At 63.4% G+C, this 17,260-nt stretch carries 14 protein-coding genes and 1 pseudogene; 13 read left to right on the forward strand and 2 right to left on the reverse strand.

The genetic code is table 11. From position 1 onward, the window contains the following. Positions 1–131: 131 nt before the first annotated feature. From pyrR to MU551_RS00605, 13 genes and pseudogenes are all read left to right on the forward strand, one after another. Entirely contained in the window at positions 132–716 is a 585-nt protein-coding gene (gene pyrR / locus MU551_RS00550) for a bifunctional pyr operon transcriptional regulator/uracil phosphoribosyltransferase PyrR (protein WP_247040189.1), read from the forward strand. Beyond that, the gene (locus tag MU551_RS00555) at positions 713–1,711 is read left to right on the forward strand and encodes an aspartate carbamoyltransferase catalytic subunit (RefSeq protein ID WP_247040190.1); all 999 of its coding nucleotides are present in this window, start codon (positions 713–715) and stop codon (positions 1,709–1,711) included. The genes pyrR and MU551_RS00555 overlap by 4 nt, the downstream gene beginning before the upstream one ends. Continuing rightward, on the forward strand, positions 1,711–3,072 hold the full coding sequence (locus MU551_RS00560) for a dihydroorotase (RefSeq protein ID WP_247040191.1): 1,362 nt from the start codon (positions 1,711–1,713) through the stop codon (positions 3,070–3,072). The genes MU551_RS00555 and MU551_RS00560 overlap by 1 nt, the downstream gene beginning before the upstream one ends. Further along, complete coding sequence (locus MU551_RS00565) at positions 3,072–3,590, forward strand: PH-like domain-containing protein (protein WP_247040192.1); 519 nt, start codon at positions 3,072–3,074, stop codon at positions 3,588–3,590. Before MU551_RS00560 ends, MU551_RS00565 begins: the two co-directional genes overlap by 1 nt. Beyond that, entirely contained in the window at positions 3,571–4,884 is a 1,314-nt protein-coding gene (gene carA, locus MU551_RS00570) for a glutamine-hydrolyzing carbamoyl-phosphate synthase small subunit (protein WP_247040193.1), read from the forward strand. Before MU551_RS00565 ends, carA begins: the two co-directional genes overlap by 20 nt. Beyond that, a complete protein-coding gene (carB, locus tag MU551_RS00575) occupies positions 4,884–8,213 on the forward strand; it encodes a carbamoyl-phosphate synthase large subunit (protein ID WP_247040194.1) in 3,330 nt (1,109 codons plus the stop codon). The genes carA and carB overlap by 1 nt, the downstream gene beginning before the upstream one ends. Then, positions 8,206–9,072, forward strand: coding sequence for an orotidine-5'-phosphate decarboxylase (gene pyrF / locus MU551_RS00580; RefSeq protein ID WP_247040195.1), 867 nt, complete (start codon positions 8,206–8,208; stop codon positions 9,070–9,072). The genes carB and pyrF overlap by 8 nt, the downstream gene beginning before the upstream one ends. Continuing rightward, positions 9,072–9,365: pseudogene (mihF, locus tag MU551_RS23435) on the forward strand (integration host factor, actinobacterial type); the annotation flags it as partial. The gene pyrF and the pseudogene mihF, both read left to right, overlap by 1 nt. A 54-nt stretch (positions 9,366–9,419) precedes the next feature. After that, positions 9,420–9,992 carry a guanylate kinase gene (gene gmk, locus MU551_RS23440; protein WP_308198282.1) on the forward strand — a complete coding sequence of 191 codons (573 nt, stop codon included), beginning with the start codon at positions 9,420–9,422 and terminating at the stop codon, positions 9,990–9,992. Between the two features lie 39 nt (positions 9,993–10,031). Continuing rightward, entirely contained in the window at positions 10,032–10,292 is a 261-nt protein-coding gene (gene rpoZ / locus MU551_RS00590; protein ID WP_247040197.1) for a DNA-directed RNA polymerase subunit omega, read from the forward strand. A gap of 31 nt (positions 10,293–10,323) precedes the next feature. Further along, positions 10,324–11,601, forward strand: a complete 1,278-nt coding sequence (coaBC, locus tag MU551_RS00595) for a bifunctional phosphopantothenoylcysteine decarboxylase/phosphopantothenate--cysteine ligase CoaBC (RefSeq protein WP_247040198.1) — start codon at positions 10,324–10,326, stop codon at positions 11,599–11,601. 121 nt (positions 11,602–11,722) lie between these two features. Further along, a complete protein-coding gene (gene metK, locus MU551_RS00600) occupies positions 11,723–12,955 on the forward strand; it encodes a methionine adenosyltransferase (RefSeq protein WP_247040199.1) in 1,233 nt (410 codons plus the stop codon). A gap of 88 nt (positions 12,956–13,043) precedes the next feature. After that, positions 13,044–15,191, forward strand: a complete 2,148-nt coding sequence (locus MU551_RS00605) for a primosomal protein N' (protein ID WP_247040575.1) — start codon at positions 13,044–13,046, stop codon at positions 15,189–15,191. Positions 15,192–15,228: 37 nt separating this feature from the next. Here MU551_RS00605 and MU551_RS00610 read toward each other — a convergent pair whose 3' ends face one another. Then, complete coding sequence (locus MU551_RS00610; protein ID WP_247040200.1) at positions 15,229–16,323, reverse strand: glycosyltransferase family 4 protein; 1,095 nt, start codon at positions 16,321–16,323, stop codon at positions 15,229–15,231. Beyond that, complete coding sequence (locus MU551_RS00615) at positions 16,320–17,249, reverse strand: alpha/beta fold hydrolase (RefSeq protein WP_247040201.1); 930 nt, start codon at positions 17,247–17,249, stop codon at positions 16,320–16,322. Before MU551_RS00615 ends, MU551_RS00610 begins: the two co-directional genes overlap by 4 nt. Positions 17,250–17,260: the final 11 nt, after the last annotated feature.

A 17,260-nucleotide genomic window follows, 5' to 3' on the forward strand; every position in this document is an offset into this window, starting at 1 on the left:
GGAAGGCGCTTGGGCTGTGGGGAGGGACACTGCCTGACGGGCAAGGTGCCGGCAGCCGGTGTGGTAATTTTGGAGGGCAAATGTTCCTTTTTTAATTCCGTCCCGTGAGGCGGGGAAAGGGGAGACGAGCGTTGGCTTCTGTCACACAGGCACCCGTGCCCGCCAGGGTTGTACTCAACCAGGCGGACATTGACCGTGCACTCACTCGTATCGCCCATGAGATCCTCGAGTCCAACAAAGGCTCCCGGGATCTGGTGCTTCTTGGCATCCCGCGGCGGGGTTATCCACTCGCGGTCCGGCTGGCGCAGAAAATTGCCGCCGCAGATCCCGACGTCGATCCTGCCGCCATCGTTGGCCAACTTGACGTCACTATGTTCCGGGACGATCTTTCGCATCAGCCCACCCGGCCGCCATATCCCACTCAGCTTCCGCTCACGGGAATCGACAACAAGGTTGTTGTGCTCATAGATGACGTCCTCTACTCAGGACGCACCATCCGTGCAGCCCTGGACGCCATCATCGATCTTGGCCGCCCCAGGATTGTCCGGCTTGCGGTCCTCATCGACCGCGGACACCGGGAACTGCCCATCCGGGCCGATCACGTGGGCAAGAATCTGCCCACCTCGTCTGCCGAGAAAGTCCGCGTCCGGCTCGAAGAAACTGATTCCCGGGATGGCGAACCCATCAACGAGGTCGTTATTGAGGCAGGCGCATGAGGCATCTCCTGTCCACTGAGGATCTCAGCCTGCATAACGCAAAACGCATTCTGGACACTGCCGAAGAGATGGCCGCCGTAGGAGAGCGGGAAGTAAAAAAGCTCCCGGCGCTCCGTGGCCGCACCGTGGTGAATCTGTTCTTCGAAGACTCCACACGTACCCGGATTTCCTTTGAGGCCGCAGCCAAGAGGCTCTCCGCGGACGTCATCAACTTCGCAGCCAAGGGATCATCGGTGTCCAAGGGCGAGTCACTGAAGGACACGGCGCAGACCCTGGCTGCAATGGGGGCCGACGCCGTCGTCATCCGTCACTGGGCCTCCGGCGCACCGCACCGCCTGGCCGCGACGGACTGGATTGACGCCGCGGTGATCAACGCGGGCGACGGTACCCACGAGCACCCCACCCAAGCACTCCTGGACGCGTTCACCATGCGCCGGCACTGGGCCAAACTCGGCGGACTCCCTTCAACGGGGGCTGACCTGAAGGGCATGCGCGTCGCCATTGCCGGCGATGTCCTGCACTCCAGAGTCGCGCGGTCGAATGTATGGCTCCTCCGCACGCTGGGAGCGCAGGTCACCCTCGTGGCGCCCCCCACCCTGCTGCCCATCGGCGTCGAGCAATGGCCCTGCAGCGTGAGCTATGACCTCGATGAGACCCTTGAGAAAGGCGTCGACGCGGTCATGATGCTGCGTGTCCAGGGCGAGCGGATGAATGCCTCATTCTTCCCTTCAACCCGGGAATACTCCCGCCGGTGGGGATTCGACGACAACAGGCTCCGTACGCTTGACCGTATAGGGCTCAAGGACACCATCATCATGCACCCGGGTCCCATGAACCGGGGACTCGAAATTTCCGCAGCCGCTGCCGATTCGCACCGTTCCACCGTACTTTCACAGGTGCGCAACGGTGTGTCCGTCCGGATGGCTGCCCTGTACTTGCTGCTCTCCGGGGAAACCCGCGAACCAGCCGCCAATTTGAGCAAGGAGAGCAACTGATGGTCAGCAACAACGGCGCATATCTCATCCGGGGTGCCGCAATTCTCGATGGTGCCAAGGAAGACCTCCTCATCCGGGACGGCTTCATCGTGGACCGGGGTGTCAACATCAACGCAGATGGCGCCACTGTCATTGAGGGCGATGGCCTGGTGGCACTGCCGGGCATGGTGGATGTTCACACGCACCTGCGGGAACCGGGCCGCGAGGATGCTGAAACGGTGGAAACAGGAACCCGGGCTGCGGCTTTGGGCGGCTTCACCGCTGTGCATGCCATGGCCAACAGCACGCCCGTGGCAGACACGGCCGGAGTGGTAGAGCAGGTGCATAGCCTTGGCCAGACAGCGGGCTGGGTGGACGTTCGTCCCGTAGGGGCCGTTACCGTCGGACTCGCCGGCGAGCAGCTCGCCGAGCTGGGCGCCATGGCTGATTCCCGTGCGCAGGTGCGGATGTTCTCCGACGACGGCCTTTGCGTCCATGATCCAGTGCTGATGCGCCGGGCCCTGGAATACGTCAAAGCATTCGACGGCGTCGTTGCCCAGCACGCGCAGGAACCCCGGCTTACCGAGGGCGCCCAGATGAATGAAGGCGACGTCTCCGCAGTCCTCGGACTGGCAGGCTGGCCGGCCGTTGCCGAGGAGAGCATTATTGCCCGCGATGTGCTGCTGACCCAGCACGTCGGATCCCGGCTCCACGTCTGTCACGTTTCAACGGCAGGGTCTGTTGAGATCATCCGCTGGGCGAAGGCCCGCGGGATCAACGTCACGGCTGAAGTCACCCCGCACCACCTGTTGCTGACGGACGAGCTGGTCCGTAGCTATGATCCGGTGTACAAGGTGAACCCGCCGCTGCGCACCGACGCGGACGTCCAGGCCTTGCGCGCGGCACTTGCCGACGGCACCATCGACGTCGTGGGTACAGACCACGCTCCGCACCCCAGCGAACACAAAGAATGTGAATGGGCGCAGGCTGCCATGGGCATGACCGGCCTGGAAACTGCCCTCTCCGTGGTGCAACAGACCATGATCGAGACGGGGCTGATGTCGTGGTCCGATTTCGCCAGGGTCACCTCCACGGCTCCGGCGGTCATCGGACGGCTGGCAGATCAGGGCCGCCCGCTCGAAACAGGCGAACCAGCGAACATCATTCTGGTGGACCCCGCAGCGCGGTGGACGGTTGACCCCTCCGCTATGGCCACTATGGGACGCAATTCGCCTTTTGCCGGCAGGGAACTGCCGGGCAAAGTGGTGGCAACGTTCTTCAAGGGCCACCCCACTGTTCTCGACGGCAAGCTGAACACCCCGTACCGCGCTGCCGCTGTGCAGCACCCGGTTCAGGCCGCTGGTCCAGTGAGCGGCCTCTGATGGACAAAATACTGCCCGGAATCGGGATGCTCGCCGTGGCGGCCGTCATCTTCGTGATGATCGGGATCGGCTGGCGGAACCGCCGTCGCCGCCAGGCCGACGTCGAACCTTTGCCTGCCGTCCCTGCCCGGCTGGACGCCGCAATCACCAAAGCCGAGGGTCAGTACGTAACCACCACAACGGCCGGCGACTGGCTGGACCGTATCGCGGTTCACGGGCTGGGAATCCGAACCAACGCGGTCCTGCAGGCGCACCCTGAGGGCGCGCTCTTCGAGCGGGCCGGGGCAGGCCCGCTGTTTATCCCCGCCGCCAAGCTCACGGGTATCCGGCTCGACAACGGGATGGCAGGCAAATTCGTTGAAAAGGACGGGTTGCTCGTCATCAGCTGGATGTTGGGCGACCACGAACTGGACACCGGGTTCCGAACCCGGCGCGCTGAAGATAAGACAGCGCTTCTCAAGGCATTTCAAGAATTAATCCCGGCAGGCCCCCAGGCAGATGCCGATAGTGGAAAGTAAAGACGTGACGGCAACAGAAGTGACAGAAACAGAAGCGATTTCGAAAGCCACCGGTGCCGCCCTGGTACTGGAGGACGGACGGATTTTCCGCGGCAGCAGTTATGGCGCCCAGGGTACCGCGCTCGGCGAGGCGGTCTTTGCCACGGGCATGACGGGCTACCAGGAGACAATCACGGATCCGTCGTACGCTCGCCAGCTGGTGGTGCAGACCGCGCCGCACATCGGCAACACGGGTGTGAACAGCGACGACGCCGAGTCCCGCCGGATCTGGGTGGCTGGCTATATTGTGCGCGACGCCGCCCGCCGTCCCTCGAACTGGCGCTCTGAGCGGAGCCTTGACGAGGAACTGATCGAGCAGGGCATCGTCGGCATCCAGGGCGTGGACACCCGCGCCATCACGCGCCACCTGCGCGAACACAAGACCATGCGCGCCGGCATCTTCTCCGGCGACGCCGCCACCGCCACGGACAAGGAGCTCCTGGACCAGGTGCTGGCAAGTGCTCCCATGGAGGGAGCACGGCTGGCTGAAGAAGTCAGCGTGGAGGAAGCCTACGTCGTGGAGCCCAAGGACCACGGGTGGGAAGGCGACGTGCTCTTCAGCATTGCCGCCATCGACCTTGGCATCAAGGCCATGACTCCCAAGCGGTTCGCGGAACGCGGCGTACGCGTCCATGTTTTGCCTGCCACGGCCACGATCGAGGAAGTCAACGCTGTCAGCCCGGACGGATTCTTTATGTCTAACGGCCCCGGCGACCCCGCGACAGCCGACAACCAGGTCAAACTGCTGCGTTCGGTCCTGGACGAAAAGCTTCCCTACTTCGGCATCTGCTTCGGCAACCAGATCCTGGGCCGGGCCCTGGGCTTTGGCACCTACAAGCTCCGGTACGGCCACCGCGGCATCAACCAGCCGGTGATGGACCGCCGCACCGGCAAGGTCGAGATCACGTCGCAGAACCACGGCTTCGCCGTCGACGCACCGCTGGACGGAGCCACCATGGCTCCCGAGGAGCGTTACGGGCGTGTTGAGGTCAGCCACGTCAGCCTCAATGACGACGTCGTCGAGGGCCTTGCGTGCCTGGACATTCCGGCGTTTTCGGTTCAGTACCACCCCGAGGCTGCCGCCGGTCCGCACGATGCCGCGTACCTGTTCGACCGTTTCATTGAACTGATGGCCGGCCAGCGGGACGGCCAAACGGCCAATCTCTCTGAAGGTTCGGAGGCAGCGGGATCCGAAGACGCCGCTGCTGCCAACGCCCAGAACGTTAACGAAAACAAGACTGAGGACAACAAGTAATGCCCAAGAGAACTGACCTAAAGAGCGTCCTGGTCATCGGTTCCGGCCCGATCGTCATCGGCCAGGCCGCTGAATTCGACTACTCCGGCACCCAGGCACTGCGTGTCCTCAAGGAGGAGGGCCTGCGCGTTATCCTGGTCAACTCCAACCCCGCCACCATCATGACGGATCCCGAGTTCGCCGACGCCACGTATATCGAGCCCATCACCCCCGAGGTGGTGGAGAAGATCATCGCGAAGGAACGCCCTGACGCGGTCCTGCCAACCCTTGGCGGCCAGACGGCGTTGAATACCGCCATCGCCCTGGACAAAAACGGTGTACTGGAGAAGTACAACGTCGAACTCATTGGTGCGAACATCGCTGCCATCGAACTCGGCGAAGACCGCGAAAAATTCAAGGGCGTTGTGGAGCGCTGCGGTGCCGAATCAGCACGCAGCCACATTATCCACACCATCGACGAAGCACTCAAGGCCGCGGAAGACCTTGGCTACCCGATGGTGGTCCGCCCCTCCTTCACTATGGGAGGCCTCGGTTCCGGGCTCGCCTACAACGAGGGCGACCTGCTGCGGATCGTCGGCCAGGGCCTGCAGTACAGCCCCACCAGTGAGGTGCTGCTCGAAGAGAGCATCCTCGGGTGGAAAGAATACGAACTCGAAATGATGCGGGACAAGAACGACAACGTCGTTGTTGTTTGTTCCATCGAGAACTTCGATCCGGTCGGCGTCCACACGGGTGATTCCATCACCGTTGCCCCGGCGCTGACCCTCACCGACCGTGAATACCAGCGGCTGCGCGACATCTCCATCGCTGTCATCCGGGAAGTAGGCGTGGACACCGGTGGCTGCAACATCCAGTTCGCCATCGAGCCGGACACCGGCCGGGTGGTGGTCATCGAAATGAACCCCCGCGTCTCCCGTTCCTCCGCCCTGGCTTCCAAGGCGACGGGTTTCGCGATCGCAAAGATCGCCACCAAGCTGTCGCTCGGTTACACCCTGGACGAGATCCCCAACGACATCACACAGAAGACTCCGGCTTCCTTCGAGCCGACGTTGGACTACGTTGTGGTGAAGGTCCCGCGGTTCGCCTTCGAGAAGTTCCCGGCCGCTGACCCCACGCTGACCACCACCATGAAATCGGTGGGCGAGGCCATGGCCATGGGCCGCAACTTCACTGAAGCGCTGCAGAAGGCCCTGAGGTCCCTGGAGCAGAAGGGCTCGCAGCTGGACTTCAGCTCGGTCCCTGAATGGGAAGTTCCGGAACTCATCGAAAAGGCCAAGCGGCCCACCACGGAGCGCCTCCACCAGGTCCAGCGCGCCATGCTGGGCGGCGCGAGTGTCGAGGAACTCTTCGAGGCCACCAAGATCGACCCCTGGTTCCTGGACCAGCTGCAATTGCTCAACGAAATCTCCCGCGAGATCCGCACTTCCACCGCGCTGACGCAGGAGATGCTCCAGCGGGCCAAGCGCCACGGTTTCTCCGATGAGCAGATCGGCAGCCTGACCCACAATTCAGAGGCCGTAGTCAGGGGCGTCCGGCAGGCGCTCGGGATCCGCCCGGTCTACAAGACCGTGGACACCTGTGCCGCTGAATTCGCCGCCTACACCCCGTACCACTACTCCTCCTACGACGAAGAGGACGAGGTGGCGCTGCACTCCAAGCCGTCCATCCTCATCCTCGGGTCCGGCCCCAACCGCATCGGCCAGGGAATCGAATTCGATTACTCCTGCGTCCACGCCTCCATGGCATTGCGCAAGGCCGGCTACGAGACCGTCATGGTCAACTGCAACCCCGAGACTGTTTCCACTGACTACGACGTCTCCACACGGCTGTACTTCGAGCCGCTGACCCTCGAGGACGTCCTCGAAGTCATCGCTGCAGAAGAACGCACTGGCGGAGTCATGGGCGTCTTCGTCCAGCTCGGTGGCCAGACGCCGCTGAAACTGGCGCAGCAGCTTGCCGACGCCGGTGTCCCCATCCTCGGCACGTCTCCGGAAGCGATCGACCTCGCCGAGCACCGTGGTGCCTTCAGCCGGGTGCTGGACGAAGCGGGCCTGATCTCGCCGAAGAACGGCACCGCCGTCTCCTTCGAAGACGCCAAAAAGATCGCCGACGAAATCGGCTACCCGGTGCTGGTGCGTCCGTCCTACGTCCTGGGCGGCCGCGGGATGGAAATCGTCTATGACGAACCCAACCTCTCCCGCTACATTGCGAACGCCACGGAAATCACCCCCGATCATCCGGTGCTGATTGACCGCTTCCTCGAGGACGCCGTCGAGATCGACGTCGATGCCCTCTATGACGGCAAGGACATGTATCTCGGCGGCATAATGGAGCACATCGAAGAAGCCGGCATTCACTCCGGCGACTCTGCCTGCGTGCTGCCTCCCATCACCTTGGGCAACAACGTGATCGAGCGGGTCCGGGTCGCCACCCGTGCCATCGCCGAGGGCGTGGGTGTCCGCGGCCTCATCAACATCCAGTTCGCGCTGGCCTCTGACGTCCTGTACGTGCTCGAAGCCAACCCGCGCGCTTCCCGCACCGTGCCGTTCGTGTCCAAGGCAACCGGAGTGCAGATGGCGAAGGCTGCCGCACTGATCGGTACCGGCGTCACCATCAACCAACTGCGCAGCGCCTACAAAATGCTGCCGGAAAGCGGTGACGGCTCCACGCTGCCACTGGACGCTCCCGTCTCCGTCAAGGAAGCAGTCCTGCCGTTCAGCCGCTTCCGGACGCCGGAGGGCACGGTTGTGGATTCGCTGCTCGGCCCGGAAATGCGCTCCACGGGTGAAGTCATGGGCATCGACAAGCACTTTGACACTGCCTTCGCCAAGAGCCAGGCAGCCGCCAACAACGCCCTGCCCACCGAAGGCAAGATCTTTGTCTCCGTGGCCAACCGGGACAAGCGCTCGGTGATCATGGGCGTCAAGCGACTGTCCGACCTCGGCTTCGAGATTGTGTCCACGGGTGGTACCGCCGATGTCCTGCGCCGCAACGGAATCCAGGCAACACCTGTGCGCAAGGTGGCTGAAGGCAGCAGCGCCGAGGGCGAAGGCACCATCGCCGATCTCATCATTGCCGGCCAGATCGACATGGTCTTCAACACGCCTTCCGGCGGCGAAGCCCGCAGCGACGGCTACGAACTGCGCGCCGCGGCAACGTCCATCGGCATCCCCTGCATCACCACCGTCGCCGAGTTCAATGCAGCAGTCCAGGCCATCGAGGCGTTGCGGACATATGAGTGGTCGGTGACCAGCCTGCAGGAGCATGCAGCCGCACTGTTTGCGTCGCAAACCAGAGATTCCGAGGAAGCAGCAGCGAAGAATGCCTGAGGCAGAGGCAGCAACCACGGCCAGCCGGGAGTCTTTTGGCTCCCGGCTGGGCCAGGCCATGGCCCAGCGCGGCCCGCTCTGCGTCGGTATTGATCCGCACCCCGCCCTCCTGAAGAGCTGGGGATTGGACGACGACGCCGCCGGCCTGCGGCGGTTTTCGCTGACGGTTTTGGAGGCGGTCGGTTCGCTCGCTGCCGCGGTCAAGCCTCAGGTGGCACTCTACGAGCGCCACGGTTCGGCAGGCATTGCTGTGCTTGAGGAAGTTCTTGCCGTGGCGCGGGACGAGGGAGTGCTTACCATCGCCGACGCCAAGCGCGGTGACATCGGATCCACCATGGCCGCATATGCCGATGCCTGGTTGCGGGACGGCTCGTCGCTTGCGGCCGACTCGGTGACCCTGAGCCCCTACCTTGGCTTCGAGTCCCTGCGGCCAGCCCTGGATCTTGCGGCCGAACACGGGCGCGGCGTCTTTGTCCTGGCGCTGACCTCCAATCCTGAAGGTGCCTCGGTCCAGCACGTGGGTGGTGGCGATTCAGTCGCCCGCCGCATCGTCGAAGCGGCGGCAGAGGAGAACAATCGTTACGGCGGGGCACTGGGCTCTGTTGGCCTGGTTGTTGGCGCAACAGTGGGCAACGCCCTGTCCAGCCTCAACCTGGACCTCGCCTCGGTCCGGGGTCCCATTCTGGCTCCCGGCCTCGGTGCCCAGGGTGCCACAGCAGCGGACCTTCGCCGAACGTTCGGAACGGCGTACGCGCAAGTCCTGGGGACATCCAGCCGGGACATCCTCAAAGCGGGCCCGGGGCTCACGTCCCTGCGCGACGCTGCGCTTGCCACCCTTGAAGGCCTCCGGGCCGCCTGATGGGCCTCCCGGCACTGACGCAACAGGAACGGGTGGCGGCCCTGAACAAGGCCGCCGCCGCCCGGGCCGCACGCGCCGCCGCCAAGGAGCAGCTGAAGGCCGGCACTCTTTCCGTCAATGAGCTCCTCACCGCAGCAACCCAGGACGACGCGATCGCAAGGCTGAGGGTCACCGAACTCCTTGAATCACTGCCTGGCGTTGGCGCAGTGACGGCCCGCAACCTTCTGCAGCAATTGGGGATTGCCGCCTCGAGAAGGGTGAAGGGCCTGGGAACCCGCCAGCGCGAGGCGCTGGTAGATTTTATGAACGAGAAACAGATCCATCCGCATACCGCCTCAAAGGAATACGTGAGCAAGAATCCCGGACTGACAGTCCTCGCAGGCCCCACAGCTGTTGGCAAAGGCACCGTGTCCACCTACATCCGGGACAACTACCCCAACGTGTGGCTGTCAGTCTCGGCAACCACCCGCCCGCCCCGGCCGGGAGAGCAGGACGGTGTTCACTACTTCTTCAAGTCCCCGGAAGAGTTTGACGCCCTGATCGAGGCCGGGGAACTGCTGGAGTGGGCAGTGGTGCACGGACAGAACCGCTATGGGACTCTGCGCAGCACCGTGGAAGCGGCCATTGCCGACGGGCGCTCAGTTCTCCTTGAGATCGATCTGCAGGGAGCCCGGCAGGTAAAGCAGGCCGTGCCCGACGCCAAATTTGTCTTCCTTGCTCCTCCCAGCTGGGAGGAAATGGTACGCAGACTTGTGGGACGCGGCACCGAAACAGCGGACGAACAGCAGCAAAGGCTGGAAACCGCTAAACTAGAACTTGCCGCTGAACCGGAGTTCGACCACACCGTCATCAATGATGACGTTCGACGGGCAGCGGACGAGCTTGTTTCACTCATGGGGCTGATCCCGAACCCGCGTTAGGCGCCGGGAAAAGTCAGCCCGTTAGAATTTGGAGAATTCGTGTCCACGAACCTTGAAGGCATCATCAACCCGCCGATCGATTCGCTGCTGGAGGCTGCTGATTCCAAGTACGGCCTGGTGATCTTCGGTGCCAAGCGTGCACGTCAGATCAACGCTTACTACGCCCAGCTGCACGAGGGCCTGTTCGAGTACGTCGGCCCGCTGGTCGACACCAAGCTGAACGAGAAGTCACTCTCAATCGCCCTGCGTGAAATCAACGAAGGCAAACTGGTTTCCTCGCCGATCGTACCTGCAGAGTAGAACCTAAAGACTGCCTGTTGACGGAGGTCACGTGCGCATAGTCCTCGGAGTCGGGGGAGGGATTGCCGCCTACAAGGTGGCATCGCTCCTCCGGCTTTTTACTGAAGCCGGGCACAATGTCACGGTTATCCCCACCGAAGCCGCCAGCCGGTTCGTCGGCGTTGCAACGTGGGAAGCGCTCTCGGGGAACCCTGTCAGCAACAGCGTCTTCGACGACGTTCCCAGCGTCAACCACGTTCGTCTGGGACACGAGGCTGATCTGATTGTGGTCGCGCCGGCCACCGCAGACCTCCTCGCGCGGGCCGCCCATGGCATTGCCAACGATCTGCTCACCAACACCCTGCTGATGGCAAGCGGACCCGTCCTGATGGCTCCGGCCATGCATACGGAGATGTGGCAGCATGCGGCCACGCAGGCAAATGTTGAAACTCTGCGTTCCCGTGGAGTTACCGTGCTGGAACCGGCAAGCGGAAGGCTGACAGGGAGCGATTCAGGGCCCGGCCGTCTGCCTGAGCCGGAGGCGATCTTCAACGCAGCCATGGCCCTCACCCAGTCATTGGCCGAGGCGTCGGAGGGTCAGCCGGAATCCTTGGCTGGCCTTTCAACAACCGAGGTGTTGCCCTTAGCCGGGCGGATTGTGACCATCAGCGCAGGGGGCACCCGGGAACCGCTGGACCCCGTCCGCTTCCTCGGCAACCGCTCCTCGGGAAAGCAGGGAGTGGCACTTGCAGTTGCAGCGCTCAACGCCGGCGCCACCGTCCGGCTGATCGCCGCGCACATGGATGTTCCGGCGCCTCCCGGCGTTGAGCTGGTAGAGGTGGAGACGGCACTGCAGCTAGGCGAAGCTGTCCTGCGGGCAGCGGCGGGTTCCGACGTCGTCATCATGTCAGCGGCAGTGGCGGACTTCCGCCCTTCCGCCGTCTCCGAGACCAAAATCAAAAAGCGGGACGACACCGATGACCCAGTGATCACCCTGGTGCGGAACCCGGACATCCTGAAAGAGGTGGTCGAGTTCAGGAACACCTCTTCCCGGAGCCAGCTCATCGTGGGGTTTGCCGCGGAAACCGGTGACGCCGACGGCGATGTCCTGGACTATGCCACCGCCAAGCTTCAACGCAAGGGATGTGACCTGCTGGTGGTCAATCACGTGGGAGAGGGCAAGGTCTTCGGCCGCGAGCACAATTCAGTGGTCATCCTCTCCCGTGCCGGCTCGGAGCCGCAATCGGCGTCCGGTTCGAAGGCAGACGTCGCTTCCGCCGTGATTGACCGGATCAGTACCGAGCTGAGCCGGGTTTATCCGCGGGCCTAGGCTCGCCCGTGTCCGGCCAGGCGATGTTCTCAAAGTCCCTTGGTCGCTTTAGCCCCATGTTCTCCTTAGTCTGGGGAAACATGTCACCAGCCATCCGCATCCCAACAAGTAAGGTAGTTGAGTGACTTTACCGCTGCAGCTTCCCGGATCCCATCCTGCGCCTTCGGCCTTGCGCCTCTTCACCTCTGAGTCGGTGACTGAAGGACATCCCGACAAGATCTGCGACCAGATCAGTGATGCGATCCTTGACGCTCTGCTGGCTGCAGACCCCGAGTCGCGGGTAGCGGTAGAGACCATGGCCACTACCGGCCTGGTTCACGTCGCCGGTGAAGTCACCACTGACGCCTACGTTGAAATCCCGCAGCTTGTCCGCGAGACCATCCTGGGTATCGGCTACGACTCGTCCGCCAACGGTTTCGACGGCGCCCGCTGCGGCGTGTCGGTATCAATCGGCCAACAGTCCAATGACATCGCAGGCGGGGTCTTCAATTCCCTGGAAGCCCGCGAAGGCCGCCAGGAGGACGACTACGACCTCCAGGGCGCCGGCGACCAAGGCCTCATGTTCGGCTATGCCAGCGACGAAACGCCGTCGTACATGCCGGTTCCCATCTGGATTGCCCACCGGCTCTCGGAACGCCTGACGGAAGTCCGCAAGAACGGCCAGCTCGCCTACCTGCGTCCGGACGGGAAAACCCAGGCCACCATAGGTTACGACGGCGACCGCCCGGTATCTGTGGAAACCATTGTGATCTCCAGCCAGCACGCCGAGGGCGCAAGCCTGGAACAGCTTCGGGCCGATCTGGTTGAGTACGTTATCGATCCTGTCCTGGCGACGGCCGACCTTGATATCTCACGTACGAGAAACATCCTGAATCCGGCGGGTGCCTTCGTCATCGGCGGCCCCGTAGGCGACGCCGGCCTGACCGGACGAAAGATCATCGTTGACACCTACGGGGGAATGGCCCGCCACGGCGGTGGCGCCTTCAGCGGCAAAGACCCCTCGAAAGTTGACCGTTCCGCTGCCTACGCCATGCGCTGGGTTGCGAAGAATGTAGTTGCGGCAGGGCTGGCCAAACGCGCCGAAATCCAGATCGCTTACGCGATCGGGCAGGCACGGCCTGTGGGTACCTATGTTGAAACTTTTGGGACCGAGACGGTGGACCCGGCGCGGATCAGTGAAGCTATCGCGGAGATCTTCGACCTCAGGCCGCGGGCTATCATCGATGCCCTTGACCTGAAACGCCCCATTTACGCCAAGACGGCCGCTCACGGCCACTTCGGCCGGGACGACCCTGACTTCACCTGGGAGCGGCTGGATCGGGTCGAGGAACTGAAGGCCTTCTTCAACGCCTGACCCTCCCTGACCGGCTTAGGACATGGGCGACGCCGAGGGGAGGCAAGGAATGACGTCAGTCAGGAGAAACGTCGCCGCGGGCGGAATCATGGCCACGAGTGGACCAAGCAGTTCCCGCGAGCCCGTCCAACCTTCGCTGCTACAGGGATTTCCCCCTCTGGTGCAACGCCAGTCACCGGCAGGTCCGGACCTTGCCCCCGAGTTGCCCGTTGCCCGGATCGTCATCGAATCGCCGCTGCCACATCTTGACAGGCCATTCGACTACAGTGTTCCGGCAACCCTGCATCATGCGGCGAAGCCAGGGGTGCGGGTGAAGGTGAAATTCAACGGGCAGGACCTTTCCGGGTATCTCCTGGAGAGGGTCGCCGCGTCGGATGCCGGGCATTCTCTGGTACCTCTGCACAAGGTTGTCTCCGACGTCGCCGTCCTGACACCTGCGCTGGCGGAGCTCGCCGGAAGTGTGGCTGCAAGATACGCCGGCACGGTCAGTGATGTCCTGAGGCTTGCAATCCCGCCGCGCGTGGCCAAGCTGGAAAAGGAGCTTACTGGGCTTCCTGACCGGTCTGAGGGCCCTGAGTCTGACCTTCCTGCATATCAGCCATCCGTGAACTGGGCCAGATACAGTAACGGGCCGGCCTTCCTTCAGCATCTTTCCGCGGGTAAGTCACCCAAGGCCGTTCTCAGCGCCCTGCAGGGGTTTGGAACTGCAGGCTGGCCACATCTGCTGGCGGAAGCTGTTGCAGCTGTCAGATTTTCCGGCCGGGGCGCCGTAGTGGTTGTTCCCGATTACCGCGACCTGGACCGGGTGGAGGCAGCACTCCTGGAGATACTGCCCCCCGAAGACGTCGCACGGCTGAATGCCGACGACGGCCCGACGCCGCGCTACCGCAATTACCTGCGGCTCCTGACAGGATCCGCACGGGTTGCTGTGGGCACCCGCTCCGCAGCCTATGCCCCCGTGCAGAACCTTGGGCTGGTGGTGTGCTGGGACGACGGCGATGACCTCCACATCGAGCAACGCTCACCCTACGCGCATACCCGGGAGATTTTGCTCTTGCGGTCCGGGCAGGAGAATGCGGCCTGCCTGTTTGCTGCGCACACACGGAGTACGGAACTCCAGCGCCTGGTGGAGTCGGGTTGGGCCAGAGCAGTTGAAGCTGAACGTACGGAGGTCCGGCGAACCGTGCCGCGTGTGCTGAACACGGCGGACAGCTACGAGCAAGAGCACGATCCCCTCGCCCGGATAGCCCGTCTTCCCGGTGCTGCCTGGCGTGCGGCCAAGGAAGGACTCCAGAGGGGTCCGGTGCTGGTCCAGGTGGCCCGCACGGGATACGCGCCCTCCCTGGTCTGTGAGCGGTGCCGGGAACAGGCACGTTGCGGAGCCTGCCAGGGACCCTTGGCCATTGCGGGCTCCAGCGGGACGTCTGCCGTCCCGCAGTGCCGCTGGTGCTCCACGCCGGCACCTGAATGGCAATGCACTCATTGTGGCGGGCACCAGCTTCGCCGTGGCGCGACGGGGGTGTTAAGGACTGCTGAGGAACTGGGGCGGGCTTTTCCCGGAGCGCCGGTGGTCACCTCGTCGGGCGATCAGGTTAAGGCCACGGTCCCGGACACCAAGGCGCTGGTAGTCGCCACCGTCGGAGCGGAACCCGTGGCCGAACAGGGGTATGCCGCCGCGTTGCTGCTGGACGGGGATTCCTTGCTGCGCAGGGAAAGCCTCCGCGCCGGTGAGGATGCTGTCCGCCGATGGTTCAACGCTGCTGCCTTGGTACGCCCATCAACTGACGGCGGCCTGGTGGTCATTACAGCGGATGACGCTGCCGCCGTTGGAGCCCTTCTCCGGTGGGACTCGGGGGGCTACGCACAACGGGAGCTGTCATTGCGGCGTGAACTGCATCTGCCCCCGGCCGTCCGCCTCGCGTCCATCACGGGAGGCAGGACTGCCGTGGGGAACTTTGTCGAAGCGGTCGAGCAGCGTCTCGCCAGGCTGGGGATAGTGCTCCGTACCGCCGGACCGGCGCCGCTGGTATTGTCGGCCGCGGTGCCGTCTGCTGGGGCGGCAGCCGCCGGGGTGGGGGCACGGGAAACAGAAGCCGACGTCAGGACCCTTTTGTTCATTCCTTATGCTCAAGCCACTGAAGCGACGAAAGCGATGCGGGCAGCGCGGGCGGCCGCGGCCGCGAAACGGAACGATAACCCCGTACAGCTGAGGCTGGACGGGGTGGATGTCCTGTAAATCCGCGGGCAGGCCACAAACCGCCGGCAGAGAGCCTCTACACGCTGGTGCGGTTCCGCCGCTGCCTCTGCGCGACCACTTCCTCCGCCACCTGCATCAGCTGCAGCGCCGAGTGGTCCCAACTGAACTCTGCCGCCCGCTCCACAGAACGGCGTGACCGGACGTCCCAAACCGAGGGATCCTCCAAGTCGCGGACTGCGGCCGCGAACTCCGATGGAGAATCAGGATGGACGTAAATCGCGGCGTCAGAGCCAACTTCGCGGAAAATAGGGATGTCGCTGGCAATAACGGGGGTTCCATGGGACATGGCCTCCACAAGCGGCAGCCCGTAGCCCTCGGCCTTCGAAAGACTGATCAGAGCCGTCGCCCGTGAGAGCAAGGCCTCGTACTCGTCTTCGGTCACACCGTTGTGGAACACAATGTCCGTCCCACGGGGTACCAGCGATTCGAGCTCGGCCCGGCGGGCGGGGGTGATGCGGCTCAGGAGGTGAAGCTTCATGCCAGGCAGCTCAGCCATACCCTTGATCATCGTTTCCACGTTCTTGTAAGGCATGAACGAGCCCATGTACAGGAGGCTCTTATCGGACCCTGCTGTTACGTCGCGGGGGGAGTGCCCGTGCTGCGGGGCATTGCCCACAATCCTCACCGGCCTGGTGGTTAGGCGGTATTTCGCGATAAGGGAAGCGGTGGTATGGCTGATGGTTGCCACAATGTCAGCCCGGTTCAGCAGCAGCCGTTGCGGCCAGAAGGCTTTGTGGTAGAGGCGCCACAGGACCCGGACCGGTGCAGGAAGGAAGCCCGGAGGAGCGGGGTGCTCATAGTAGATCAGGTCGTGGAGGGTGAGCACCAAGCCATAGTTCCGGCCCCAGGAGCCCATTGTCTGCATGGGGCAAACCACCACGTCAGCTCCCAGCCGGTTGACCTTTGCCGCCACAAAGAGCTCGGCGGGGGAGAGCGGGCTGTTGATGAGCGTGTACGGGACGTCGGGAAGAAGCTTGAGCTGCCGGGGGTCGCTGATCAGCATCGAAACGTCGGAGATCTTTGCCAGCGCTGCGATGAGGCTTGAGCCGTAACGGCTGATTCCGTCATGGTGGTCCACACGGGTGAAGCGGGCGTCAATCACGATTTTCACGAGGCATGGTCTTTCAGGAAGCTGCGGATAAACCCGGCCGCAGGGGCAGGGGTTTCGTAGTGGATCAGGTGGCCCACGCCGGGGATGATTTCCAGCCGGGCATCGGGCAACAGTCCCAGCAACTTGTGCTGGTCTGCGAGGACGGCGATTTCGTCCTTTTCGCCCGCCACGAGCAGCACCGGGAGCTCAAGGGCAGCGGCCACTTCACCAACATTGCTGCCCACTGACGCGCGGAAGGATTCGAGCAAGCTTTGCCGGTTGGCGAAGGCCGAAAAGTAGGCGGAATGTTGCGCGTGAATGAATCGCCGCAATTCCCTGTCCTTGGTTTTAGCCATCGCCACACTCATGATCCTGACAATGAGCTGGCTCCGCAGGATGAAGAGTCCGAGCTTGCTGGGAAGCCTGGCAGACAGTTGGTAATAGAAAATGGCCAGTCTCGTCATGACCCCCTTCGGCCCCTCCAATGCCGGACTGGCTATCGGGTTGACCAGAACCAGCTCACGGACAGTGCCGGGATGGGCTGCCACAAAATGGCTGGCGACAATGGATCCGAAGGAGTGACCCAGCAGGACCGTTTCCGGCCCCAATCCAAGGGCGGCCATAAATCCGGTGATGAAGCGTCCGTAGTTCTCCACGGTGTGCTCCACCGACCGGAACGGCTCGGAGCTGCCGAAGCCCGGCAAGTCAGGCATGACCAGCCGCATCTCCGGGAGTTGATCCGCAACGCGCAGGAGGCCGTGGTGATCGCCACGGAAACCGTGGATCACCAGGATGGTCCGGGTCTCTGGGGTCACCTGGACCGGCTCGTAAATCCAGTACGCCACTTTGCCGCCGTCGACGTCGATATCAGCGGCGCGCGTCCGGGCAGCGAGCTGGGGGCTGAAGAGGGGCTGAGGCCGGTCCGTTTCCGTATCCACTTGTTCCATGACTTTGAATC

This window comes from Arthrobacter rhizosphaerae, from assembly GCF_023062595.1.
Lineage (GTDB): Bacteria > Actinomycetota > Actinomycetes > Actinomycetales > Micrococcaceae > Arthrobacter > Arthrobacter rhizosphaerae.